Source organism: Barnesiella sp. WM24 (assembly GCF_004570975.1).
Lineage (GTDB): Bacteria > Bacteroidota > Bacteroidia > Bacteroidales > Muribaculaceae > Muribaculum.
Map to the genome: position 1 here is coordinate 245,862 of NZ_SPPC01000003.1, position 26,265 is coordinate 272,126.

General features: G+C 47.4%; 15 protein-coding genes. 12 read left to right on the top strand and 3 right to left on the bottom strand.

Features of this window, described 5'->3' with window-relative positions; translation table 11 throughout:
• The first annotated feature begins 17 nt into the window (after window positions 1-17).
• From sprA to E4T81_RS04415, 9 genes are all read left to right on the top strand, one after another.
• Window positions 18-7,469, top strand: a complete 7,452-nt coding sequence (gene sprA / locus E4T81_RS04375) for a cell surface protein SprA (protein WP_135041777.1) — start codon at window positions 18-20, stop codon at window positions 7,467-7,469.
• An 81-nt stretch (window positions 7,470-7,550) separates the two neighbouring features.
• Complete coding sequence (locus E4T81_RS04380; RefSeq protein WP_135041779.1) at window positions 7,551-8,012, top strand: hypothetical protein; 462 nt, start codon at window positions 7,551-7,553, stop codon at window positions 8,010-8,012.
• A gap of 177 nt (window positions 8,013-8,189) precedes the next feature.
• A complete protein-coding gene (gene dapF, locus E4T81_RS04385) occupies window positions 8,190-9,038 on the top strand; it encodes a diaminopimelate epimerase (protein ID WP_209308154.1) in 849 nt (282 codons plus the stop codon).
• 26 nt (window positions 9,039-9,064) lie between these two features.
• Window positions 9,065-10,294 carry an LL-diaminopimelate aminotransferase gene (locus tag E4T81_RS04390; RefSeq protein ID WP_135041781.1) on the top strand — a complete coding sequence of 410 codons (1,230 nt, stop codon included), beginning with the start codon at window positions 9,065-9,067 and terminating at the stop codon, window positions 10,292-10,294.
• A gap of 34 nt (window positions 10,295-10,328) precedes the next feature.
• A complete protein-coding gene (locus E4T81_RS04395) occupies window positions 10,329-12,518 on the top strand; it encodes a glutamine synthetase III (RefSeq protein ID WP_135041783.1) in 2,190 nt (729 codons plus the stop codon).
• A gap of 109 nt (window positions 12,519-12,627) precedes the next feature.
• The gene (gltB, locus tag E4T81_RS04400) at window positions 12,628-17,136 is read left to right on the top strand and encodes a glutamate synthase large subunit (protein WP_135041785.1); all 4,509 of its coding nucleotides are present in this window, start codon (window positions 12,628-12,630) and stop codon (window positions 17,134-17,136) included.
• Between the two features lie 42 nt (window positions 17,137-17,178).
• Complete coding sequence (locus E4T81_RS04405; protein ID WP_135041787.1) at window positions 17,179-18,603, top strand: glutamate synthase subunit beta; 1,425 nt, start codon at window positions 17,179-17,181, stop codon at window positions 18,601-18,603.
• Complete coding sequence (locus tag E4T81_RS04410) at window positions 18,603-20,492, top strand: amidophosphoribosyltransferase (protein WP_135041789.1); 1,890 nt, start codon at window positions 18,603-18,605, stop codon at window positions 20,490-20,492. The genes E4T81_RS04405 and E4T81_RS04410 overlap by 1 nt, the downstream gene beginning before the upstream one ends.
• A gap of 95 nt (window positions 20,493-20,587) precedes the next feature.
• Window positions 20,588-20,887 (top strand): TM2 domain-containing protein, encoded by a 300-nt coding sequence (locus tag E4T81_RS04415; protein ID WP_135041791.1) that lies wholly within the window; start codon window positions 20,588-20,590, stop codon window positions 20,885-20,887.
• 73 nt (window positions 20,888-20,960) lie between these two features.
• Here E4T81_RS04415 and E4T81_RS04420 read toward each other — a convergent pair whose 3' ends face one another.
• A complete protein-coding gene (locus tag E4T81_RS04420; protein WP_135041793.1) occupies window positions 20,961-21,818 on the bottom strand; it encodes an enoyl-ACP reductase in 858 nt (285 codons plus the stop codon).
• Between the two features lie 218 nt (window positions 21,819-22,036).
• Here E4T81_RS04420 and E4T81_RS04425 point away from each other — a divergent pair, with 218 nt between their 5' ends.
• The gene (locus E4T81_RS04425; protein ID WP_135041904.1) at window positions 22,037-22,522 is read left to right on the top strand and encodes a pyridoxamine 5'-phosphate oxidase family protein; all 486 of its coding nucleotides are present in this window, start codon (window positions 22,037-22,039) and stop codon (window positions 22,520-22,522) included.
• A 16-nt stretch (window positions 22,523-22,538) separates the two neighbouring features.
• Here E4T81_RS04425 and E4T81_RS04430 read toward each other — a convergent pair whose 3' ends face one another.
• Complete coding sequence (locus E4T81_RS04430; RefSeq protein WP_135041795.1) at window positions 22,539-24,392, bottom strand: alpha-amylase family glycosyl hydrolase; 1,854 nt, start codon at window positions 24,390-24,392, stop codon at window positions 22,539-22,541.
• Window positions 24,393-24,579: 187 nt separating this feature from the next.
• Here E4T81_RS04430 and E4T81_RS04435 point away from each other — a divergent pair, with 187 nt between their 5' ends.
• Window positions 24,580-24,981: a hypothetical protein gene (locus E4T81_RS04435; protein ID WP_135041797.1), complete on the top strand. Its 402-nt coding sequence runs from the start codon at window positions 24,580-24,582 to the stop codon at window positions 24,979-24,981.
• On the top strand, window positions 24,965-25,531 hold the full coding sequence (locus tag E4T81_RS04440) for a sugar O-acetyltransferase (protein ID WP_135041799.1): 567 nt from the start codon (window positions 24,965-24,967) through the stop codon (window positions 25,529-25,531). Before E4T81_RS04435 ends, E4T81_RS04440 begins: the two co-directional genes overlap by 17 nt.
• Here the strand turns inward: E4T81_RS04440 and E4T81_RS04445 are convergent.
• The gene (locus E4T81_RS04445) at window positions 25,512-26,264 is read right to left on the bottom strand and encodes a YaaA family protein (RefSeq protein WP_135041801.1); all 753 of its coding nucleotides are present in this window, start codon (window positions 26,262-26,264) and stop codon (window positions 25,512-25,514) included. The genes E4T81_RS04440 and E4T81_RS04445 overlap by 20 nt on opposite strands.
• Window position 26,265: the final 1 nt, after the last annotated feature.

A 26,265-nucleotide genomic window follows, 5' to 3' on the forward strand; every position in this document is an offset into this window, starting at 1 on the left:
GTGGTAATCCACTTGCGATGTTAAGAGTTAGACGTAGATTTACAAGAATATTGCTATGTGCTGTCGTCCCGGGCTTCCTTTTAGGCTCGGTGAATGGCTTTTTTGCCCGTGCGCAATATCATGAGTCCAGCCTGCTCCCACCACCGCCTCCCCCCGGAGGTCCTGTCGTGACCGAAGATTCTACCGGTCTGCCTTTCCCTGTGCAGCCTACAATCCCGCCTGATTATGAGTCGCTTGCGGAGGGTGAGCTCGCCGCCGACCTTGAGACCCCGTCAAATGTCAGAACTGAAGCTGAGTATGACATTGAGTCGGGTTGCTATATAATAAGGACAAAAGTAGGCGATTTTGAAGTGGCTACTCCATTCATGCTCACCCCTGAGCAGTATGCCAACATGGAGTTGCGCAAATCCATGCAGGGATACTTCAACAAGCGCAATTCCGAACTGATGCAAGGCGAGAAAGAGAAGGAGCCGTTTAATGTGCTTGACATGAACTTCGCTCTCGGACCGCTTGAAAAGATATTCGGGCCCGGAGGTGTGCAGTTGAAGACACAGGGATCAGTGCAGATTTCAACCGGAATAAAGAGTAATAAGACCGACAATCCTGCGTTATCGCTGACAGCACGCCGAAAGACATATTTTGACTTTGACCAGAAGATACAGGCGACGGTCAATGCCTCGGTGGGCGACCGTCTGAAATTTAACATGTCCTATAACACTGACGCCACATTTGATTTTGATTCAAAAAACATCAAATTACAGTATGAAGGCACAGAGGACGACATCGTAAAGAGTATTGAGGCGGGTAATGTAAGCATGACTACCGGCTCGTCGCTTATAAGGGGTAGCACGGCGCTGTTTGGTATAAAGTCGCAGCTTCAGTTTGGCAAACTGACTGCCACGGCACTCGTGTCGCAACAAAACAGCGAGTCAAGGACTGTCAACACAAAGGGTGGAGTGCAGACTACTGACTTCAGTATAAATGCTGATGAATATGACCAGAACCGCCACTATTTTCTCGGGCATTTCTTCAGGGACAATTATGATGCGTTTGCTTCAAAGCTTCCTTATGTAAGTTCAGGAGTGAACATTACGCGTATTGAGGTGTGGGTCACCAATAAGAGCGGCAATTACAACCAGTCGAGAAATATAGTGTCGTTTATGGACCTTGGCGAAAACAGGGTGCTTGCCAACAATTATTGGACTACTGACCCTGCATATCCCAATCCAAGCAACAACTCCAATAATCTTCTTTCCGTCATAAAAAACGATTATCCGGGAGCAAGAAACATTAATACCGTGACTCAGGCACTTGAGCCTTTGGCGGCTTATGGCATAGATGGCGGAAAGGATTATGAGAAGGTAGAGAGTGCGCGTTTGCTCCAGTCGTCGGAATATACGCTGAACTCTACACTCGGATATATCTCTATAAAGACTGCGCTGAATGCCGACGAGGTGCTTGGCGTGGCTTACGAGTACACTTATCGCGGACAGGTCTATCAGGTGGGCGAGTTTTCTGCCGACATAACCACTACCGACCAGTCGCTATATGTCAAGATGCTCAAAAGTACCACCGTTGCACCTAAGCTCCCAATGTGGGATCTTATGATGAAAAATGTCTATTCTCTTGGCGCCTATCAGATACAAAAATCCAATTTCCGCCTTAACATAAAGTATCTTAACGATACTACCGGCACACAGATAAATTATCTGCCTGTAGCCGGACTGTCAGATAAATCCTTGCTTCAGGTGATGAATCTGGACCGCATTGACGCAAGCGAAAATTCCAATCCCGACGGATTTTTTGACTTTATTGAAGGCTATACCATCCAGTCGTCGACAGGTAAGGTAATATTTCCGGTCGTTGAGCCGTTTGGCTCTCATCTTGCTGAAGTGATTACTGACCCTGTTGTGAGAGACAAGTATCTGTATCAGGAACTTTACGACTCGACGATTGTGGTGGCACGTCAGTTTGCCGATAAAAACAAATTTATACTTACCGGTGAATACCAGGCGTCAAGCGGCTCGCAGATACGCCTGAACGCGATGAATGTGCCCCGAGGCTCGGTCGTGGTAATGGCTGGCGGTGTCAGGCTTACAGAAAACAGTGACTACACCGTTGATTATTCAATGGGTATAGTCACGATTACCAACCAGAGTATAATAGACTCAGGGCAAAGCATCAGTGTGACGCTCGAAAATCAGTCAATGTTCAGTATGCAGCGTAAGACATTGCTCGGTCTTGACCTGAACTATAAGTTTAACAAGGATTTTAATATCGGCGCGACGATAATGCACTTTTCCGAGAAGGCGCTGACTGAGAAGGTCAATATCGGAGATGAGCTGATCAACAATACTATGTGGGGAGTGAATCTCGCCTACAACAATCAGTTTATGTGGCTTACCAATCTTGTAAACAAGATACCGACAGTCAACGCTACCCAGCCGTCTACCATCAGCCTGCAGGCTGAGTTTGCGCAGCTCGTGCCCCACAAGCAGAAGAGCGGCTCCAATAAGGGTAGTTCATATATTGATGATTTTGAATCGACACAGACGGGCATTGACCTCAGGTCGCCTTATTCATGGGTGCTTGCATCAACGCCCTACGAATCGGGTAAAAACGCGCTTTTCCCTGAAGCGGCACTATCCAATAATGTGGATTATGGAAAAAACCGTGCGCTTCTGGCTTGGTATTACATAGACCGAATGTTTACACAGCGTAACTCTTCGCTTGCGCCGGGGTATATCAGTGCCGACCTGAAGCAGCTTTCCAATCCATATGTCAGGGAAGTCACCTCTACCGAGCTTTTCCCTGACCGCCAGCTCGGTTATGGGGAGTCCAATATAATCCAGACTCTGAACCTGTCATATTATCCTACTGAGCGAGGCCCATATAATCTTGATGCCACCAATATCAACGATCAGGGTGAACTGCTTAATCCGGAATCACGTTGGGGCGGAATCATGCGTAAAATGGATAATACCAATTTTGAACAGGCCAACATCGAGTATGTCCAGTTCTGGCTGATGAATCCGTTTCTTGATCCGGAGAATCCTAATTATGATGGTGGCGACCTTTACCTTAACTTCGGTGAGATAAGCGAGGATATACTTAAAGACGGTCTTAAATCTTATGAAAACGGTATACCCTATGACGGCAATGACCAGTTCCTGACCGAGACAGTGTGGGGTAGGGTTTCAAAGCAAAATTCGCTGACATATGCGTTTGACAATAATGCCGGGGCACGTCTTGTGCAGGACGTCGGTCTTGACGGATTGAAAAATGACGAGGAGTTTCATTTTGACTCTTACTCCACTTATCTTGACCAGTTGCGTGCAAAGCTTGCACCTTCTGCAATAGAAAGAATGCAGGCTGACCAGTTTTCACCATTTAATGACCCTGCCGGTGATAACTACCATTTTTATCGCGGCTATGACTATGATGAAGAGCGTCTATCTATTCTTGAACGCTATAAGCATTATAATGGAGTGGAAGGCAACTCTCTGTCGCCTGACGATGCTCCTGATCCATTATACCAGTCGGCCCGAACATCTCCTGATGTCGAGGATATCAATCAAGACAATACTCTTAACGAGTATGAACGATATTTTCAATACAAGGTGTCGATACGCCCCGAAGACCTCGTGGTGGGTAAGAATTATATAACTGACAAGCAGGTGGCTTTGGTAAGGACCCGTGACGGAAGCGACCAGGAGGTGGAGTGGTATCAGTTCAAGATACCCTTGGATGACTATGAGCGCGTGGTCGGTTCAATCAACGACTTCTCGACCATCCGTTTTGCCAGAATGTTTATGACCGGATTCAAGCAGGTGACACATCTGCGTTTTGCAACTCTGGAGCTTGTGCGTGGCGAGTGGCGTCCCTACGATTTCAATCTGAACAGCCGCGGCGATGCGCCTGCCGAGGGACAGCTTGATGTGTCGGTGGTTAATATTGAAGAGAATGCCGGCAGAGAACCGGTAAATTATGTGTTGCCTCCGGGTGTGTCGCGTATTACCGACCCGGGGCAGTCGCAGATTACCCAGCTCAACGAGCAGTCGATGTCGCTCAAGGTTACCGGGCTTCATGCCGGTGATGCACGTGGTGTATACCGTAACACATCTCATGACCTGCGTAATTACAAGCGCATGCAGATGTGGGTGCATGCTGAAAGCCTCATAGACGACGCGACCAATCTGAAATCGGGGGAATTGTCGTTGTTTATCCGCCTTGGTACTGACATAAAGAATAATTACTACGAGTATGAGATACCTCTTACTCTGACGCCACATATCACATCGGCAAACAAGTATCATGATTCGGGCGATGACCTTTATAAGGTGTGGCCGCTGTCCAATCGTCTTGACTTCGCCCTTCAGAGTCTTGTGAACTTGAAGAAGGAGCGTAATATGGCGCGTCATCAGGCTAATTCCACTGTCAGCTTTACGACGCTTTACACCGGCCGTGACCCTGATAATGAACAAAACCGCATTGCCGTGATGGGAAATCCGTCGCTAAGTGATGTCAGGGTCATGCTTATCGGTGTGCGTAACAACGCCAGCTCTACCCGTGACGGCATTGTGTGGGTCAATGAGCTTAAAGTTACCGACTTTGATGAAAGCGGAGGCTGGGCGGCGAAGGCAAATGTCAATCTCGGGCTATCGGATCTTGCGACTTTCAATTTCGGAGTGCATAAAGAGACTGCCGGTTTCGGAGGTGTGGATCAGCCTTTGAATGCCCGTCGCATGGATGATTACGAACAATATAACTTTGCGATGCAGGTTGATGTGGGTCGATTCATCCCTGAAAAGGCAAAGCTTAAAGCTCCGGTGTATTATTCGATTTCTAAAGAAAAGACATCGCCTAAATATAATCCTCTTGACCAGGATGTGTTGCTGAAGGATGCCCTCGACGAGGCGGCTACCAAGCAGGAGCGTGATTCGATTTCCAATTATGCGGTAGAGCGGTCGACGGTTCAGAGTTTCAGTATCTCGGGACTTAGATTTGATATTCAGAGTGCCAACCCGATGCCTTGGGATCCTGCCAACTTCACGTTTAATTTCTCTTTCAACAAGAGAAACGAGATGAACCCTACGACTGAATACGAGAACACCAATGATTACCGTGGTTCGTTCCAGTATTCATGGACTCCCTATGTCAAGGGATTGAAACCCTTCAGCTGGGTGAAGTCAAAGTCTAAAAACGCAAAGTTTATCAAGGAGTGGGAGATTAATTACCTGCCGGCAAATATATCGTTCCTGACCACCATGTCACGCTACTATTACGAGCAGCAGACCCGCAGCGAGATTGACCAGATGTTTCAGCTTCCGGTGTCGGTTTCCAAGAATTTTATCTGGGACCGTCAGCTTAACCTCTCATGGAATCTTACAAAGTCGCTGAATGTATCATTCTCATCCAATACATCAGCGCGTATCGAGGAGCCGATAGGGGCGGTGAACCGCAAGCTCTTCCCCGACCGGTATAAGGAATGGAAAGACACGGTGTTGAACAGCATATTGCATCTCGGCACCCCCTGGTCCTATAATCAGAGCTTCGTTGCATCTTATCGCGCCCCGTTCAACCGCATTCCTGTAATTGACTTCTTGACCGGTTCGGTCAGCTATAACGCTACATACCGCTGGGATCGCGGGGCGACAGTTGACGGCGTGAACATAGGTAATACGATTGCAAATCAGGCTTCCTGGAATGTTGACGGCAGAATAAATCTTGAGGGGCTATACAATAAGTTTGGCTATCTTAAAAAGGTCAATCAGCGGTTTAGTTCGACAAGACGTGCGCCTGTCTCTACCAAGCCTAAGAAGTTTGAGCGCACATTCAAGCTTCTGCCCGACACTACTCTTGTCATAAAACACAACCTCCGTAATAAGAAAGTAAAGGTCACAGCGACTACAACCGATGGAAAACCTTTTGCAGTAAAGACCGTGGTCAAGGATAATAATACTGTGGAGGTATTGACCCGTGGCGACCAGAATATCAAGTTCACCATTGTCGAGCAGCTAAAAGATGAAAAGTCGACCTGGCGTGAAATCGGCGAGCATGCGACCCGTTTTGCCATGCTTGTAAGGAGTGTGAATGTGCGTTTCCGCACATCTCACTCGCTATCGTTGCCGCTCTTCGCCCCCGAAATAGGTGACGGATTCGGGCAGACACGAAGCTACGGACCTCTTGCCCCGGGTCTTGATTTCGCTTTCGGATTCATCGGAGAGGGTTATGTCGACAAGGCAAAAGAAAGGGGCTGGCTGATATGTAATGATACTCAGACATCGCCATCTATATGGTCCAATACGAATGAATTTAATTTTGAAGTCGACCTTGAACCCCTCCGCGGATTGAAGATTAAGCTTACCAACAATCGCACTGATAACCGTAATTCGCAGACACAGTTCATGTATGACAACATGCCTGTCACACGCAGCGGAAGCTACACAAAGACGCATTGCGCCATAGCAACAGCATTGCGTACAGCAAAGGCTGACGATGGTTATCATAGTGAGGCGTTTGACCAATTCCTTGCCAACATACCTGTAATTGCCGACCGTATCGAGCGCAAATATATCGGTGTAAACTATCCTGTCGGAGGATTCATGAAGGATAATCCAAATGCCGGACGACCCTTTGACCCTGAGGTCGGAGGTGTCAACCGTGCCGGAAGCGATGTGCTGATTCCTGCATTTCTTGCCGCATATACAGGCGTTGACGCGTCAAAAATTTACCTTACGCCTTTCCCGTCGCTTGCTCAGATGCTTCCTAACTGGAGAGTGACCTTTGACGGGTTGATACGTATGGGTAATCTTGGCAATATATTCAAGAGCATTACCTTGACTCATGCCTACCAGTGTACCTACTCTGTAGGAAGTTATTCGTCGTTTCTTAACTGGATGGCTGTTGACGGCGATCTCGGTTTTACTGTCGATGAACTTACAGGAGAGCCTGTGCCCTCATCTCCCTACAATATCTCGTCGGTAGCTATCACTGAGAAGTTTGCTCCTCTTTTTGGAGTGCAGGTGACGCTTAAAAATGACTTGAAATTTAACGCAGAATATCGTGACAGCCGCACCCTCACTCTTAATTCCGATGCCGGGCAGCTGGTAGAGGCGCAGACACGCAATATTACAGTCGGTGCGGGTTACAAGTTTGTCGGATTCAATACCGTGCTTAAAATGAAAGGCTCAGGCAGAGGTGTCAGCAATGACCTTACTCTAAACGCCGACTTCTCCCTTGCCCAGAGTCATGCCTTGATACGCCGTATTGAGAGCAACTATGCACAGGCTACTTCCGGAACACGTTCGATAAGCGTCAATTTTACCGCACAATATATCATGAGCAGGCGTGTTACGCTCGGTGCGTTCTTTGACCACCAGATTAACACCCCGCTTATTTCATCAAGCGCATTCCCCACTACCAACAGTAGCTATGGGCTGACATTCAATCTTAATCTTGCCCGTTAAATCGGTTGCCTGAGAGTAGGGTATGGCGGGAACAATTATAAGGTGAATGGCGTTATTTCAACTGAACAGAAATATGTAGATATGAAAACAGGACCGGTTGAAAAGATATATGAGGCATTTAGCGCCATTGCCGATGATAGGGTTAGATTTATCTCAGAAGAGGGTTGCCTTATGCCTACAGCTCAAGGTGTCGCAAAAGTGACTTCATCCGATGGAAATAAAACCTATACTGTCACCTGGCAAGGTGAAGACTATACATCAAATGATAATGCCACTTATTGGCAAGGTTATGCCGGCTATCCGGTGATAGCTGTTTTGATGCTGCAGGGCAGGCTGCCGCTTGACCGTAGCATTTCCGACCTTTTCAAAGGAATAAACTGGACTGAACTTAACAATGCACATAAGCGGGATTATTCAGCCGCCCTTGACGAGATAATAGACAAGCGTGGCATAGACCGTTCGGTCATTAGTGGGGTGGTCCAGGAGACCTATTCATTGCTTGGCGCACTTCCTGTAAATATCGGGAAAGGTAAAATGAGGTGATATTTGTGACTATATGCTTTTAAAACGTTCGGTTTGCTGTCAATATTTGATTGAAATTGGTAAATTTGGTGCTATTTGCCATAATTATTTTGTTTTTTGAAGAAAATTTTTCAAAAAGCATTGCGGTTTATGACAAAATGTATATCTTTGCATCAAAATACGATTACAATCATGTCGATGAACCCGATTAGATTCACCAAGATGCATGGCATCAGCAACGACTATATATACATCAACTGTATGAATGGTCAGCCCGAGTACCCGCAGCATCTGTCGGTCGAGATGAGTGATCGCCACACAGGAGTAGGAGGAGACGGGATTATTTTGATATGCCCCTCCGAAATTGCCGATTTCAAAATGCGAATATTTAACGCCGACGGTTCCGAGGCAAAGATGTGTGGCAATGGAAGCCGCTGTGTCGGCAAATATGTCTATGATTACGGTCTTACCGACAAAACCCGGATTACACTTGAGACTCTTTCAGGGATAAAGGTGCTTTCGCTGCATCTGCGCGACGGGAAGGTTGATACGGTCACGGTCGACATGGGTGAGCCGGTTCTTACTCCTTGTGAAATACCTGTACGCCATTCTGGCGATTCAATGATTGACCATAAGGTCATATCAGCGGGTAAGGAATACCGGCTGACGGCGGTTTCGATGGGCAATCCTCACGGTGTTATATTCGGAGCCGACCCTGACTCTTTGCCGTTGGAAGCTATTGGCCCCGGACTTGAATGTCACGACATGTGGCAGGACAGGGCTAACATAGAATTTGCGTCGGTCCTATCTCCTTCAGAGATAAAGATGAGAGTATGGGAACGCGGAAGCGGAGAGACAATGGCGTGTGGCACCGGAGCTTGTGCTACGGCTGTCGCTGCAGTGTTGAACGGTCTTACCGGAAGAAGAGTCACCGTCCATTTGCGGGGCGGCGACTTGACTATCGAGTGGCGCCCCGACGACAACCATGTTTACATGACGGGAAGTGCTACTACGGTTTTTGAAGGGACCTATGAAAGACAGATATAATTAATTAGATAAAGATTGTTTTAGTGATGATAAAAGTAAATGATAATTTTTGTAAGCTTCCTGCCGGATATTTATTCTCGGAGGTGGCGCGCCGTATAGAAGCATACCGTAAAGCCCATCCCGATGCCGCCATTATACGTATGGGTATCGGTGATGTCACTTGCCCGATATGTCAGGCGGCTGTTGACGCGATGCACCGTGCGGCTGACGACCAATTGTCGGAATTTACTTTTCATGGCTATGGTCCCGAACAGGGTTATGCGTTTCTGCGTGAAAAGATTTCTGAATATGATTATAAGAAACGCGGAATCAATATCGGGATTGACGAGATATTTATCAGTGACGGGGCGAAAAGCGATACCGGCAATATAGGTGACATACTTTCACCTGACTGTAAGGTAGCTGTCACCGACCCGGTATATCCTGTTTATGTCGATACTAATGTGATGAGTGGCAGAGCCGGAGAGCTTTGTGACAATAAATGGTCGCGCATAGAATATCTGCCCTGCACGGCTGAAAATAATTTTGTCCCCGCTCTTCCTGTCGGGAATCCGGATGTAATTTATCTTTGCTATCCCAATAACCCTACTGGCACAACTCTTAATCGCAAGCAACTTGCAGAATGGGTTGAGTATGCTATCGGTCATAACGCGCTGATTATGTTTGACTCTGCCTATGAAGCGTATATAACGGATGACGATGTGCCGCACAGCATTTACGAGATACCTGGCGCTGAAAAGGTGGCTATCGAGTTCAGAAGTTACTCTAAGACAGCCGGATTCACGGGATTGAGATGTGGATATACTGTAGTGCCTAAGTCGCTGAAAGGTGTTGACTCTAATGGAGCGGAGGTGTCGCTTAATTCATTGTGGAACCGCCGTCAGTGTACAAAATTCAATGGCGCGAGCTATATTGTCCAGCGCGCTGCGGAAGCCCTTTATACACCAAAGGGTCAGAAGCAGGTACGCGAGACTATCGACTATTATATGCGCAATGCTTGTGTGTTAAGAGAGGGATTGACTGAAGCCGGATTGACTGTGTTTGGTGGGGTTAATGCACCTTATATATGGATTAAGACTCCCGGTGACATGTCGTCATGGGACTTTTTCGACTTGCTTTTGGCTGAAAGTAACGTTGCCGGTACTCCGGGCTCTGGCTTTGGACCCTCCGGAGAAGGATATTTCCGTCTTACCGCATTCGGCAGATATGAAAACACGGTCGAGGCGGTTGAAAGGATTAAGAAACTGAAGTTTTAGAACAGCATATTATTCATCATATAATTATTTATTTATGTCAAAGTTGAGATTTAAAGTTGTAGAAGAAGCATTTGACCGTAAGGCGATGCCTGTGGAAATCCCCACGGAACGCCCGACAGAGTATTATGGAAAGTATGTATTCAACCGTCAGAAGATGTTTGAGTATCTGCCCAAAAATACTTATGATGTATTGGTCGATGCCATCGACAACAAAAAATCGTTGCCTCGTGAGGTTGCCGACAGTGTGGCTGCCGGCATGAAGCAGTGGGCAATTGATAATGGCGCGCGCCATTATACCCATTGGTTCCATCCTCTGACCGACGGTACAGCAGAGAAGCATGACGCTTTCATTGAGCATGACGGTAAAGGGGGTGTGGTCGAACAGTTCAACGGAAAGCTGCTTGTGCAGCAGGAACCCGATGCTTCAAGCTTTCCTAACGGAGGTATCCGTAACACCTTTGAGGCTCGCGGCTACTCGGCGTGGGACATTTCGTCTCCCGCGTTTATAATGGACAAGACCCTGTGTATACCTACTATTTTTATCTCTTACACGGGTGAGTCGCTTGACTATAAGACTCCGTTGCTTAGGGCGCTTAACAGTGTTGACAAGGCAGCTACAGCTGTAGCTCAGTATTTTGACCCTGAGGTTAAGCATGTAAACTCTTATCTCGGATGGGAGCAGGAATATTTCCTTGTAGACGAGGCTTTATATTCGGCACGTCCTGACCTGGTAATGACCGGACGTACTCTGATGGGACATGAGAGTGCTAAGAACCAGCAGCTTGAAGACCATTATTTCGGTGCCATACCTTCGCGCGTAGAGGCCTTCATGCTTGATCTCGAGATTGAGTGTCATAAACTTGGCATTCCGGCAAAGACTCGCCATAATGAGGTTGCTCCTAACCAGTTTGAGCTTGCGCCCATATTTGAGGAAACCAATCTTGCCAATGACCATAATCTTCTGTTGATGTCGCTTATCGCTGAAGTTGCCCGCCGTCATAATTTCCGAGTGCTCCTTCATGAAAAGCCATTCTCGGGAATCAACGGCTCTGGCAAGCATAATAACTGGAGTCTCGGCACTGACAAGGGTGTCCTTCTCTTTGCTCCGGGCAAGACTCCTAAAGACAACCTTCAGTTCATAACATTTGTGGCAAATGTCATGGCGGCGGTTTATCGTCACAACGGATTGCTGAAGGCTTCAATTGCCTCAGCCACCAATGCTCACCGTCTTGGAGCCAACGAGGCCCCTCCTGCCATCATTTCAATTTTTGTGGGTACACAGCTTGCTGAAATTCTTGAAAATCTTGAATCGAGCGACAGCAGTGACCTTATCAATCTTGCCGGCAAAAAGGGCTTGAAACTTGATGTGGACCAGATTCCGGAGATTATTGTTGACAATACTGACCGAAACCGCACGTCTCCGTTTGCTTTCACCGGCAATCGCTTTGAGTTCCGTGCCGTAGGCTCATCTGCCAACTGTGCGTCGGCGATGATTGCTCTTAATGCGGCTGTGGCTGACCAGCTTAATGATTTTAAGAAAAAAGTTGACGCGCGCCTTGCTACCGGTGGTGACCTTACTCACGCTCTCCTTGCTGAAATCAAGGAACTTATAAAGTATTCAAAATCTATTCATTTCGACGGCAACGGCTATAGCGATGAGTGGAAGGAAGAAGCCGCACGCCGTGGTCTTGATTGCGAGACATGTGTGCCTAAGATATTTGATGCTTATCTGAGCGAGTCGTCGGTTGACATGTTTAAAGCTACCGGTGTATTTACAAAGGTCGAGCTTGAGGCACGCAACGAGGTGAAGTGGGAAATGTACACCAAGAAGATTCAGATAGAGGCGCGTGTGCTTGGCGACCTTGCTGTGAACCACGTGATTCCGGTGGCGATACGCTATCAGTCGGTACTTACTGACAATGTGTTCAAGCTAAAGACTCTTTTCCCCAACGAGAAGGGCGACAAGCTCGCTCAGCTTGACCTTGACACAATCGAGCGCATGTCGGCTCACATGGCTACCATCATGGAAGAGGTCAAGAAGATGGTTAATGCCCGCAAGTCGGCAAACCGTATCGAGAATGAGCGTGAAAAGGCTATTGCCTATCATGACACAGTAGTTCCGTGCATGGATGTCATCCGTTATCATATCGACAAGCTTGAGCTGATGATTGACGACGAGATGTGGCCATTGCCCAAGTATCGTGAACTCCTCTTTATCCGTTAAGCGATTATTATTAGATAATATTATACAAAATTACCGGCACGCGATGTCGATTTGAGATGTAACTTAACATCGTGTGCCGGTTCTGTTTTTTTTTGGAAGTTTATTACGTATGAGAAGTCCTATTCTTAAACCTGAAGGGCTCTATGACCCGCGCTTCGAGCATGATGCGTGTGGAGTGGGGCTGCTTGTAAACATAAGGGGCATAAAGTCCCACCAGCTCGTAGAGCAGGGTTTGCAAGTGCTTGAACACATGGTACACCGTGGCGCAGAAGGCGCCGACCCCAAGACCGGTGACGGTGCCGGCATAATGGTGCAGATTCCTCATGAATTTATTTTGCTGCAGGGTATAGCCGTTCCTGAAAAGGGACGTTACGGAAGTGGTCTTGTCTTTATGCCTAAAGATGAAGACACTCAGCAGATTATGCTCGACATTATAGAGCGCGAGGCTATTGAGCTTGGCCTGTCGCTTATTGCAGTGAGAGATGTCCCTACCAACAATGAACAGCTTGGTGTTGTGGCGCGAGAGGCGGAACCTGCTATCAAGCAGATTTTTGTCGCCGATGAAAAGACCAATGAAGAGATAGAACCAAGGCTGTATGTGCTTCGTCGCAGTGTAGAGAAAAAGATTGCAGCCTCGTCGCTTTTAGGGAAAGAGGCTTTTTACATCGTGTCACTGTCATCCAAGGTGATTGTGTACAAAGGCATGCTTTCAAGTCTTCAGCTGCGCTACTATTTCCCTGACTTGATGAATCCGCACTTCACAACCGGTATGGCGCTTGTACATTCGAGATTCAGTACCAATACATTCCCGACATGGTCGCTTGCCCAGCCTTTCCGTATGCTCGGTCATAATGGAGAAATAAATACTATACAGGGCAACCGCATGTGGATGAAGGCGCGTGAGTGTGTGCTTCATCCGTCAAAATTCGGTGGTGCCGACCTTACTCCGATTGTCCAGCCCGGCATGAGTGACTCCGCGTCTCTTGACAATGTGCTTGAGTTTTTTGTAATGAGCGGTATGTCGCTGCCTCATGCGCTTGCAATGCTTGTCCCTGAGTCGTTCAATGATAAGAATCCTATATCGCCTGAACTGAAAGCGTTTTACGAGTTCCATTCCATTTTGATGGAAGCCTGGGACGGTCCCGCGACATTGTTGTTCAGCGATGGAAGATATGCCGGCGGCATGCTTGACCGCAACGGTCTGCGTCCTGCGCGTTATCTTATCACCAACAATGACACAATGGTTGTTGCCTCTGAGATGGGTGTGTTGCCGTTTGAGGCTTCGGAAGTGAAGGAAAAAGGTCGTTTGCGTCCGGGAAAGATGCTGATGGTCGACATGGAAGAAGGCAAAATATATCATGATGCCGAACTTAAAGAAAAACTGGCTTCCGAATTTCCTTACCGCGACTGGCTGTCGCGCAACAGGATAATCCTTGATAAGATAAGCAGCGGACGTAAGGTATCGTATGAAGTGGATGACTTCGGGCGACTGTTGCACACATTCTTCTATCATAGGGAGGAAGTAGAGAATATTATAACGCGAATGGTGGTTGATGGAAAAGAGCCTGTCAATTCGATGGGCTGTGACACTCCTCTTGCCGTACTTTCCAAAGAGCCTCAGCTGCTTTATAATTATTTCCGTCAGCATTTTGCCCAGGTGACAAATCCCCCGATCGACCCGCTACGCGAAGAGCTCGTCATGAGCCTTGACAGTTATATCGGCGCTATTGACCTGAATCTTCTTGAGCCGAATCCTGAGTTATGTAAGATGGTTTTGCTAAAGCGTCCTATCATAACCAACCGGGAGCTTGACCTTCTCTGCAATCTTCGCTACAAGGGATTCAATACCCGCAAGCTCGATATGACATTCCCCGTGGCGGAAGGCACTGACGGTCTTGCCGAGGCTATAGACCGCTTGTGTCGTGACGCCGAGACCGCTGTTGACGAAGGCTGTAATTATATCGTGTTGAGTGACCGCAGCGTAAGTGCCGACCGTGCTCCTATACCGTCGCTGCTTGCCACCTCTGCCGTTCATCACCATCTGATAGAGTGCAAGAAACGTGTACAGACCGCGCTTGTCGTAGAGACCGCCGATGCGCGTGAGGTAATGCACTTTGCTCTCTTGTCGGGTTATGGCGCGAGTGCAATCAATCCTTATCTTGCATTTGCGGTAATCAACGACCTTGTAGAGAGAAAGGAGATACAGCTTGACTTCCACACAGCTGAAAAGAATTATATCAAGGCTATCGACAAGGGATTGCTTAAAGTGATGTCAAAGATGGGCATCTCAACGATTACAAGCTACAAGGGTGCGCAATTGTTTGAGGCGATAGGCGTATCTGACGACATGGTGAAGCGTTATTTCGGCAATACCGTAAGCAAGATTTCAGGTATCGAGCTTGACGACCTGTGTCGTGACATCCTAAAGTCTCATTCCGAGGCTTATTCAGAAGATTTCGACAGCGAGTTGCCGTTGCGTCATCTTGGACAGTATTCTTTCCGCAAGGATGGTGAGTCACACGCGTGGAACCCCCTTGCGATTACTACGCTTCAACTTGCCACTCGTCTTGGCAGTTACAAGAAATTTAAAGAATTCACATCGCTTGTCGACAATAAGCCGGAGCCTATATTTATACGTGACTTCCTTGACTTTAAGAAAGGTACACCTGTGCCTATTGATGAAGTCGAGCCGATAGAGGATATAATGCACCGTTTTGTCACCGGAGCGATGTCATTCGGCTCTATAAGTCGCGAGGCTCATGAGGCACTCGGTATAGCGATGAATGCTATCGGTGCCCGAAGCAACACCGGTGAGGGCGGTGAGGATCCTGAACGATTCAAGCAGCGCGAGGATGGTTCGTCGGCGCGTTCTGCTATAAAGCAGGTTGCCTCAGGCCGTTTTGGCGTTACAGCCGAGTATCTTGTGAACGCTGATGAGATACAGATAAAGATTGCGCAAGGCGCAAAGCCGGGAGAGGGCGGTCAGCTTCCGGGATTCAAGGTTGACCAGATTATCGCTAAGACTCGTCATTCTATTCCCGGCATATCGCTTATCTCGCCGCCTCCTCACCATGACATTTATTCAATTGAGGATTTGGCGCAGCTTATATTTGACTTAAAAAATGTCAATCCCGATGCAAAAGTAAGCGTGAAGCTTGTTTCTGAAAGTGGAGTCGGCACTATTGCCGCCGGTGTGGCAAAGGCGAAGAGCGACCTTATAACCATAAGCGGAAGCGACGGCGGAACCGGTGCATCTCCTGCAAGCTCTATCCGCTATGCAGGTCTGCCCGTGGAGATTGGTCTGTCGGAGACGCAGCAGACTCTTGTATTGAATAATCTGAGAGGACAGGTGAAGCTACAGGCCGACGGTCAATTGAAGACAGCGCGTGATGTTGTTATTATGGCGATGCTCGGTGCTGAAGAATATGGATTTGCGACAAGCGCGCTGATTGTGCTTGGTTGCGTGATGATGCGTAAATGTCATCTCAACACGTGTCCTGTCGGTGTCGCCACTCAGAATGAAGAGCTGCGTAAGCGCTTTGTCGGAAGGTCGGAATATGTGATTAATTTCTTCCGTTTCCTTGCGCAGGAAATACGTGAGACTCTTGCGGAGATAGGAGTGCGTCGTCTCGATGAAATAATCGGTCGCACCGATATGCTTTTTGTGAAACCTGACCATTCCACTTACAAGACTTCACATCTTGACTTCTCAAAGATATTATACACGCCTTCTGAGGCAAAGGTTAATGCAATATTGAATGTTGTTGACCAGAAGCACGATATTGCCAATGTGCTTGACCGCAAGCTGATAAGCCGTTCATTCCCTGCAATTGAGTCAAAGATGCCTGTCGGACTCGAGTTCCCGATAGCCAATACTGACCGCTCAGTGGGCGCGATGCTGTCGGGTGTCGTTGCAAAGCGCTTCGGCGACGCGGGATTGCCCGATGACATGATTGCCTGCACTTTCCGTGGGTCGGCAGGACAGAGCTTCGGTGCATTCCTGGCTCATGGTGTTTCTTTCCGCCTTGAAGGTGATGCCAACGACTATGTGGGCAAGGGTCTTTCAGGAGGCAAGATTGTCATTGTGCCTCCGGCAGGAAGCACATTCCCGCCACAGGACAATATTATAGCCGGCAACACCATCCTTTACGGAGCCACTTCCGGTGAGATTTATATCAATGGACGTGTGGGCGAACGATTCTGTGTTAGAAATTCCGGCGCCACCGCAGTAGTGGAAGGCGTTGGCGACCATTGTTGTGAGTATATGACAGGTGGCCGTACAGTAGTGCTCGGAACGACCGGACGTAATTTTGCCGCAGGTATGAGCGGCGGTGTGGCTTATGTGTGGAATCCTGAGGGAGACTTTGACTATTTCTGCAACATGGAGATGGTAGAGTTGTCGCTTATTGAGGATATGTCTGACAATCGTGAGCTTTACCGCCTTATCGGCAACCATTATAAGCACACTCACAGCCCTCTTGCCGGTAGAATGCTTGATAACTGGCAGGAATATGTGGAGCAGTTTATAAAGGTAATCCCTATCGAGTACAAGAAGGTGCTTCATGATGAGAAGATGGCGCGTTTGCAGCAGCGTCTTGCAAACGTGGAGAGAGATTGATGACATTTAATTTTTGAACCGCTTAATATTACAATATATATTATGGGAAATCCTAAAGCGTTTCTGACCATTCCTCGTAAAGAGGCTGGTTACCGACCGGTCAGTGACCGAGTGCGTGATTACGGAGAGGTCGAACAGACACTTAATCCCGAAGACCGCCGTCTTCAGGCATCCAGGTGCATGGAGTGTGGCGTCCCGTTCTGTCACTGGAATTGTCCGCTTGGAAACCGACAGTCGGAATGGCAGGACCGTCTGTATAAGAATGATATAAAGGGCGCGTATGCCTTGTTGATTGCAACTGATGACTTTCCTGAGTTTACAGGCAGGGTATGTCCTGCCGGATGTGAGAAAGGCTGTGTGCTCAACAAGCAGCATGAGCCTGTGACAATACGAGAGAATGAAGCGGCTATCGTGGAGCGAGCCTATAATGAGGGATATGTCTATCCACGTGTGCCGAAGCGTCGCACCGGCAAGAAAGTTGCCGTAATCGGCTCCGGCCCTTCAGGACTTGCCTGCGCCAACCAATTGAATCAGAAAGGTCATTCGGTGACTGTATTTGAGAAAAATGAGAGTGTCGGCGGGCTTCTTCGGTTTGGAATCCCCGATTTCAAACTTAACAAAAGTGTGATAGACCGTCGCATCGACCTGCTTAAAGAGGAGGGCATCGAGTTTAAGACCGGTGTCCTGGTCGGTACTGATGTAAAAGCTGATGACCTGTTGCGTGACTATGATGCAGTTTGTGTGGCTATCGGAGCCGAAGTACCGCGCAACCTTAATGTCGAAGGTCGTGAGCTTGACGGCATTCATTTCGCTCTTGAATTTCTTCAGCAGCAAAACCGCGTAAATGCAGGAGTGGAAGTGCCGCGTGACGAGCGTATCTCGGCAAAAGGGAAGCATGTACTTGTGATAGGCGGCGGCGATACGGGCAGTGACTGTGTAGGAACTGCAAATCGTCAAGGCGCCCTTTCGGTCACTCAGATTGAAATCATGCCTAAGCCGCCTGTAGGGGAGAATCCCGATACCCCGTGGCCTAACATGCCTCTTATATTAAAGACATCAAGCTCTCATCTTGAGGGGTGTGAGCGCCGTTGGCTTCTTGACACCCGCAAGTTCATTGGTAAGGATGGCAAGGTTGACGAAGTTGAAATCGAGGAAGTTAATTGGGAAAAAGACCCTTCCACCGGAAAAATGAACCTTATCCGTACCGGAAAGATAGAGCGGCTGTCAGCACAGCTTGTGCTTCTTGCCATGGGCTTTACCAATCCTGTGGCGGAGGGGTTGCTTGAACAGCTCGGTGTGGAAAAGGATGCAAGAGGCAACGTTAAAGTAAATGCCTCTCAACAGAGTAGTGTCGAGAAGGTATTTGCTGCCGGTGATGCCGCTACCGGGGCGTCGCTTGTGGCTCGTTGCATCGCGTCAGGTCGCAATGCCGCAAAAGGAATTGATAAATTTCTTAAAACAAAATAATGGAACCACTAAAGCACGAGTGTGGCGTTGCGATGATACGCCTTCTCAAACCGCTTGAATATTACAAACAAAAATATGGCACCTATCTTTACGGGCTGAACAAGCTGTATCTCCTTATGGAGAAGCAGCATAACCGTGGACAAGAAGCTGCGGGTGCCGGAGTGATAAAGATGAATTCTCCCGCGGGACACGAATATGTGTTCCGCGAGAGGGCTCTCGGCTCCGGAGCCATTCAGGAGATTTTCTCAACGATAAATAGGCAGTTGGACCAGGTTCATATAAATGATCATTCCGCTGACTGGGTTGATGCCTATGCTCCGTTTGTCGGTGAGATTTACATGGGACACTTGAGGTATTCTACGACCGGTCGCAGCGGTATCAGTTATGTACACCCGTTTTTGAGGCGTAACAACTGGTGTTCGCGCTCACTCATGCTATGTGGAAATTTCAATATGACTAATGTCGACAGCATATTTCAGTCGGTTGTCGACAAAGGTCAGCACCCTCGCATATACTCTGACACAGTCATAATACTTGAACAGCTCGGTTACGCTCTCGACAAGGAAAACAACAGGCTTTATCATCAGTTTACCGAGCAGGGCCTTGACGGCATCGAGCGTGCTGTCGCTATTGAGGATAATATTGACCTTCGTCCGGTGCTGGCTTCTACGGCTCCGGGATGGGATGGGGGATATGTGATATGCGGAGCCCTCGGCTCCGGTGACATGTGGGCTTTGCGTGATCCCCATGGCATACGTCCGGCTTTTTATTATGCCGATGATGAAATTGTCGTAGTGGCTTCAGAGCGTCCGGTCATACAGACTGTCTTGAATGTCCCGCGCCGAGACGTGCATGAGCTCGCACCAGGCAGTGCAATTATCGTGACAAAGAAGGGCGATGTTGCAGTCGAAGATATACTGGGAGAGGGTAAAAACGAGCGTTGTTCCTTTGAACGCATATATTTTTCCCGTGGAAGCGATGCCGAAATCTATCAGGAGCGCAAAGCCCTCGGACGAAATCTTGTCGACAAGATACTCAAGGGGGTTGACTACGATCTGAACCATTCGGTGTTCTCGTTTATACCCAATACTGCCGAGGTCGCGTTTATCGGCATGATAGAGGGTCTTGAAAAGTATCTTGACAGGGCAAAGGCTGACCGCATATATGAGCTGTCGCAAAATGACGCTCTGTCACGTGACGCGTTATTTGACATAATGCGGACAAAGCTGCGCATAGAGAAAGTGGCAATCAAGGATATAAAACTCCGCACATTCATCGCTGAAGGTGAGTCACGTAATGATCTTGCCGCTCATGTCTATGACGTGACTTACGGTATCGTTGAAAATGACAAGGACACCTTGGTCGTGATTGACGATTCTATCGTGCGCGGCACAACTTTACGCCAGTCAATCATAAGGATGCTTGACCGGCTTCATCCTAAAAAAATTGTCATCGTCAGCTCTTCACCACAGGTCCGCTATCCCGACTATTATGGAATAGATATGTCAAGAATGGGAGAGTTCTGTGCATTCCGCGCCGCAGTGGAGCTGCTTAAAGAGAGTGGAAGGGAAGATGTGCTGAACAAGGTCTATGAGAATTGCATCTCCCTTGAGAACGCTCCCGACAGCGAGCTTGTAAACTGTGTAAAAGCTATTTACGAACCATTTTCAGAGGAGAAGATTTCTAAAAAAATAGCGCAGATGCTTACTCCTGATGACACTCATGCCGAAGTCGAGATTATATATCAGACAATTGAAGGATTGCATGAGGCGGTTCCCGGATGTCCCGGTGACTGGTATTTTTCCGGTGACTATCCTACGTCGGGTGGCATCAGGCTTGTAAATAAGGCCTATATCAATTATTATGAGGGAAATGTTGACAAGCGTTAAAATTTCCTATACAAAAATTGTGATTAATAGAATTATTTTAGTTACTTTGCATTATAGAGGTAATCATTATTGCTAACAATAAAACAGTATTCAAGATGGAAAATAATTCAAACAATTGTCCTCCTCCTTATCAGGATAGTGTATTTTCTCCGGGTCCTTCAGGAAAAAGCCGTGGAGTGGCTGCCTTGCTTGCTATATTTCTTGGCACACTTGGAATCCAGTATTTCTATGTCGGTAAGAACACTGCAGGCATAATTACGCTCATAGTGTCACTGTGTACATGTGGTATTCCTTCAATTCTCTGGCTGATTCAGGGTATATTGATGTTCACTATGTCTCAGCAGGATTTTGAACGCAAATATGTGTATTCGACTTCGACATTCCCGTTGTTCTGATTAAAAGTCAAATAAAAAAACTCCGAGGTTCAATAAGAACTCCGGAGTTTTTTTATTTGGGCATACGGGTTGATTAACCGTATTGTATTGTTCCGTCAGAGTTGCGGTAAAGGTCAAAACTCTTCTCATATTGATCCATTGCACGCAGGCTCATACCCATGTTAGAGAATCCTCCGTCGTGATAAAGATTCTGCATGGTCACCTTGCGGGTGAGGTCACTGAACATGACGATACAATAGTTGGCACACTCTTCTGCGTCAGCATTGCCGAGCGGTGACATTCTGTTTGCAAAGTCCATGAGTGAATCCATGCCTTTTACACCGCTTCCAGCCGTGGTCTGGGTGGGTGATTGCGAGATAGTGTTGATTCTCACGTGCTTTTCTCTACCGTAGATGTAGCCGAAGCTGCGGGCGATAGACTCAAGCAGAGCTTTTGCGTCAGCCATGTCGTTGTAGCCGAACATTGTGCGCTGAGCCGCGATATAGCTCAATGCGATAATGCTTCCGTAATCGTTTATGGCGTCAAGCTTCTTTGCCGCCTGAATCATCTTGTGGAATGACACAGCAGAGATGTCAAGGGTTTTATTTAGCAAGTCGTAGTCAATGTCATCATACAGACGCTTTTTACGTACATTAGGTGACATGCCTATAGAGTGAAGCACAAAATCAATCTTGCCGCCGAGAACCTCGGTAGAACGCTGGAACACCATCTCAAGGTCATCCACATTAGTTGCGTCGGCAGGGATTACTTCTGCATTAAGTTTTTCGCCAAGTTTACTTACATCACCCATTCTCACAGCAACCGGAGTATTTGAGAGAGTGATTGTCGCGCCTTCTTCAACAGCCTTTTCAGCTACCTTCCAGGCGATACTCATGTCATTGAGCGCGCCGAATATCACACCGCGCTTTCCTTTCAATAAGTTGTAACTCATTAATCTTCTATGTTATTATTCGGGGGACAAAGGTACAACAAAAAAGTGAAATATGGAAAATATAGCGTTGCTTGTTGGCTGTCACATCCTATGCTCCACGCTTTTTAAGCCATGTGTCATAAAATTTTCCGGTCTTGATGAAATGCGGTATATTTGTCAGGAAAAGTATTATTGTATGTATAACTGGATTCAATTATTGGTTTAAAAGTTTTAGGATGATGAATCATAAGATGCGACGTTTCAAGCAGCTTCTGCCTGAGAGTGATACAATGGATATATTGCGAAAAGGCAAAGTAGCGGTATGGGCTGTGGATGGAGATGAAGGTTACCCATATGCTGTGCCGATAAACTATGTGTATGATGGCAAGTGCATATATGTGCATTGTGCCAAGCAGGGTCATAAGATTGACGCAATCGCGCGTAATCCGAAATGTTCGTTATGTATTATTGACAAGGATGATGTCGTTCCGGAGAAATTTACATCATATTTCAGGAGCGTGATTGTGTTTGGAAAAGCCCGGATTGTGGATGACAGCCGGGAGCGCCTTGATGCCTTGATGATGCTGGCTGAGAAGTATTCGCCGGGGATTGACCCTCACGACGAGATTGAACGCTTTATAAAAGTGGTGTGTGTCGTGTGTATTGAAATCGATTCCATGACGGGAAAAGAGGCGATAGAGCTTACCGGTGACAGAAACCGGTAAACCCTATCGCTTTAGGTTAAGGGATAATGCACTTGGTCACATTATTACCTCGACGGACGATGTATATTCCTCCCGAGGGGTTCTCTACTTTGACTCCTTGTAGATTATAATACTCGACAGTAGAGTCATCGGTTATGGTGACTTCATTTATGCCTGCCACTTCTTTTGCGACAACAGTCTTGTCAGACCAATTGACAGTTATCGTATATGACCCCGGCGCCGACACTGTATATGCACTTGGATCTGACATCTGGTATATGGGTGACGGGGTGCCATTGTCAAGTTTTGTATCTTTTGTAGCTCCATAGCGGTTTCCGCTGTTGTTGAACGCGTTCCAGTCACCAGCCTTTCCAAGAGCCTTGGTGAAGCTGAAATAGCCTTTGACATTTACTTCTGCCACAAATTCAGCTCCTGACTTTTCCATTTTCACGCCTATTGCAGGGTCCCAGGTGTTGCCGTTGACTTCTCCTATGATATAAAACTCATCAGGCATGTCGGCGGGGGTGGGGTCGTCGTCATCACCGGGCTCAAACGGCAGGTCGGCATCATAAATCACGGCAATACCTGTTTCTCCGACACGACCGCTGATTGTCGTCGGCGTAACGGTGAATGTCGAGCCCGACACTTCATCGACATATGTACCCGAGGGAACATAGCCTCCGCCATTTGTTACCGTGACGTCACGGCTACCGCCGGCACCTACCACAATGCACGCTCCACCATCCTTTCTGGTGACACAAGCTATACCGTCGGATGAAGTGTAGTAATCGGGTCTGCCTGTCATGGCATTTTTGAAATGGTTTACTGCGGCAATTTCACGGGAAGTGAAGTGGGTGCTGCCTTTTTGTCCCATTCTTATGTTGTTGCGTTTGGTCGCTGACGGGCGGGAAAAGTAAAGAGATGTCTCTCCGTTACGGCAGGCGCCAATCGCCCACATGCGGTCGATTTTATCTTGAGCCACATTTGAACTGTTTGTCCCGTAGTCTCCGTCATTGGAATATGTGTCGTGGCTTTCTCCCCAATATACGATGCCCGTGGAGGGGACACCGTTTGCGGTCCAGCTTCCATGACCTGAGGGTACATTGCCTGAACATACCTGGTTGTATGTCCATGACGAATATTCCGAGTCGGTCACACTGATATAGTCGGTGTATTCTTTCAAAAGATTGTATTTGTCACCGCCGGGTCCATCAAGAATCTCGCCGTAGTGCCACATATCGGGCACAGAAGTCACTGCCGACCAGAATCCACATCTTTCCGAAGGAAGTCCGATATGCTTGGCTGCATCCCAGCGTATACCGGCAACGCCACATGACTTCAACTCTTCAACAAAAGCCTTGGCTCGTTGCTGTACATCCTCGCGTTCTGAATTTACATCACCGTAATCTCCAAGCTGACCATGGGTTATGCTGTAGCGGCTGTTATAATTTATGCCTCCCTGCCAACGCACGCGGTCATCGGAGTCCCACCATTTGTCATGATAGCCTGAGGCTTTGTTTACATGATTGGCGACCACATCGACCACAATCTTGATGCCATACTTTGCCGCCTCGTCGCATAACGATTTTAACTCTGTCTTAGTCGCGGCTACTCCTGAGGAGCGGAACGCGAAGTCATAGGGCATGTAGGCGTAAAACCATTCGGCGCCTGAATTGCAGTTGCCCTGTACGGGTGACAGCTGCACGGCTCCGAATCCGGCTTCTGCTATTGCCGGTAATTCTTCTTTGACCTGAGAGCAGGTCCAGTCAAAACAATGAAGGATATTGCCTTCCCGGATTTTTTCGGGTAATCCGTAATCGCCTGTCGTAGCAGCGACAATTGCCGGGGATGAGCCCAGCAACATCAATGAATAGAAAATTCCTTTTACCATTTTCAATTAATAAATAAAAAAATAAATCACAGAATTACGTATATAAGCTATAAAACATTCCAAATTTAGCAAATTATTTTAAATGGCGACAAGAAGTGTGTTGTAAAACATAAAATGAGGGATAATTGTTATTGCTATCCATTGCTATCTTTGTGACAATTTTTGTAACCTAAATATTAATGTAAAGATGAAGTACACACCGGAAAATATTACATCACTCGAAGAAGATGATATTTTTGTATTTGGGAGTAATCTTGCCGGAATGCATGCAGGAGGTGCCGCAAGGGTTGCCTATGAGCGTTTCGGTGCAATATGGGGGCAAGGGGTCGGCATACAGGGACAATCTTATGCGATACCTACCATGCAGGGTGGTGTTGACACAATAAAGCCTTATGTGGATGATTTTATCAAGCTTGCACGAGAGTGGGACCAGAATACGTTTTATGTTACCCGCATAGGTTGCGGCATAGCCGGATTTACCGACGAAGAGATTGCCCCTCTTTTTGCCGACGCGCTTGAATTGTATAATGTAAGGCTTCCCGAAAGTTTTGTCAAAATAATAGAAAGAAATAATGACGGAAAAGGATAAGATGCTTGCCGGCATGATATATGATGCCAATTATGACCCGCTGCTTATAAAAGAGCGGCTGAGATGTAAGGAGATGTGTCATGAATACAATAGCATGTCTCCGGGCGATATGCCGGCAAGGGAATCTCTTCTCAAAAGGTTGCTTGGGCATGTAAAGGGATGCTTACTTATAGAGCAGCCGTTTTATTGTGACTATGGCTATAATATAAGCGTCGGCGATAATTTCTATGCCAATGTCAATATGGTGATACTTGACGGAGGTAGAGTGACATTTGGTGACAATGTATTTGTCGCGCCAAATTGCGGCTTTTATACCGCCGGTCATCCTCTTGATCCTGAGGCGCGTAACAAAGGTCTTGAATACGCCCGACCGATAACGGTGGGAGATAATGTGTGGATTGGTGCCGGGGTATCTGTATTACCCGGTGTTACTATCGGCGATAATTGTGTTATCGGTGCGGGGAGTGTCGTAAACCGGGACATACCGTCATGGTCGCTTGCCGTCGGTAATCCATGTCGTGTGGTAAGGACTATCGAGCGAGAAAAGTAAGTTTTTCGGGATTGCTGATGCTGAATCCCTCGTACTCAAACTTAATTAGGCCAGAGATACTGTCGATTCTGTTGAGCAGTATGTAGCGTGCCATTTCGCCACGACACATCTTTGCATATATTGTGACTGTGCATTCTTTTCCTCCTTTCAGTACCTTGAAAGATGGAGTCACCACATTTACTTCTTTTTCAACGCGCTTCCAGTCAAAAAGTCCTTTCATCTCCGCACTTGCGAGATTGACAAGCGTCCCTCCCGAATCATTGACGCTCTTGATAAGGGTGTCGGTCAACAGCGGTCGCCAATACTCTGTCATTGGCCTGCCGTCGGTACAGGGAAGTTCTACATTACCTTCAAGCCTGTAAGAGCTTATTAGGTCAAGTGGACGGAGCATCCCGTAAAGAAAGGAGCAGATAGTAAGATTGTCGTTGGCATAAACAAGATCCTCGTCGTTGAAATTCTCAAGCATCAGTCTTTTGAAAACCATGCCGTTATACATGAACCCGGCAGGATGTCGGGCTGACTTGATGTCAAAATTCCGGTAGCGCATATAGTTTTCAACAGCAATGCTTCTGTTGGTTTTCAATATATGTTGCAATTCATCTACTGTGTAACCGGCAAGCTGTCGCGCTATCATTTCTGCGTTTTTTAGAAATCTTGGTTCGGTAGCGTTGATGACATGTCGGGTGGGAAACACATCGTTCATTAGTTTTGCACAGGCGAGAAGTATATGCATG

Bases quoted from the DNA above. Each gene is read 5' to 3' on its own strand.
- sprA (WP_135041777.1), top strand. From the start codon at position 18: ATGTTAAGAGTTAGACGTAGATTTACAAGAATATTGCTATGTGCTGTC.
- E4T81_RS04380 (WP_135041779.1), top strand. From the start codon at position 7,551: ATGAAAACAGGACCGGTTGAAAAGATATATGAGGCATTTAGCGCCATT.
- dapF (WP_209308154.1), top strand. From the start codon at position 8,190: ATGAACCCGATTAGATTCACCAAGATGCATGGCATCAGCAACGACTAT.
- E4T81_RS04390 (WP_135041781.1), top strand. From the start codon at position 9,065: ATGATAAAAGTAAATGATAATTTTTGTAAGCTTCCTGCCGGATATTTA.
- E4T81_RS04395 (WP_135041783.1), top strand. From the start codon at position 10,329: ATGTCAAAGTTGAGATTTAAAGTTGTAGAAGAAGCATTTGACCGTAAG.
- gltB (WP_135041785.1), top strand. From the start codon at position 12,628: ATGAGAAGTCCTATTCTTAAACCTGAAGGGCTCTATGACCCGCGCTTC.
- E4T81_RS04405 (WP_135041787.1), top strand. From the start codon at position 17,179: ATGGGAAATCCTAAAGCGTTTCTGACCATTCCTCGTAAAGAGGCTGGT.
- E4T81_RS04410 (WP_135041789.1), top strand. From the start codon at position 18,603: ATGGAACCACTAAAGCACGAGTGTGGCGTTGCGATGATACGCCTTCTC.
- E4T81_RS04415 (WP_135041791.1), top strand. From the start codon at position 20,588: ATGGAAAATAATTCAAACAATTGTCCTCCTCCTTATCAGGATAGTGTA.
- E4T81_RS04420 (WP_135041793.1), bottom strand. From the start codon at position 21,818: ATGAGTTACAACTTATTGAAAGGAAAGCGCGGTGTGATATTCGGCGCG.
- E4T81_RS04425 (WP_135041904.1), top strand. From the start codon at position 22,037: ATGAATCATAAGATGCGACGTTTCAAGCAGCTTCTGCCTGAGAGTGAT.
- E4T81_RS04430 (WP_135041795.1), bottom strand. From the start codon at position 24,392: ATGGTAAAAGGAATTTTCTATTCATTGATGTTGCTGGGCTCATCCCCG.
- E4T81_RS04435 (WP_135041797.1), top strand. From the start codon at position 24,580: ATGAAGTACACACCGGAAAATATTACATCACTCGAAGAAGATGATATT.
- E4T81_RS04440 (WP_135041799.1), top strand. From the start codon at position 24,965: ATGACGGAAAAGGATAAGATGCTTGCCGGCATGATATATGATGCCAAT.
- E4T81_RS04445 (WP_135041801.1), bottom strand. From the start codon at position 26,264: ATGCATATACTTCTCGCCTGTGCAAAACTAATGAACGATGTGTTTCCC.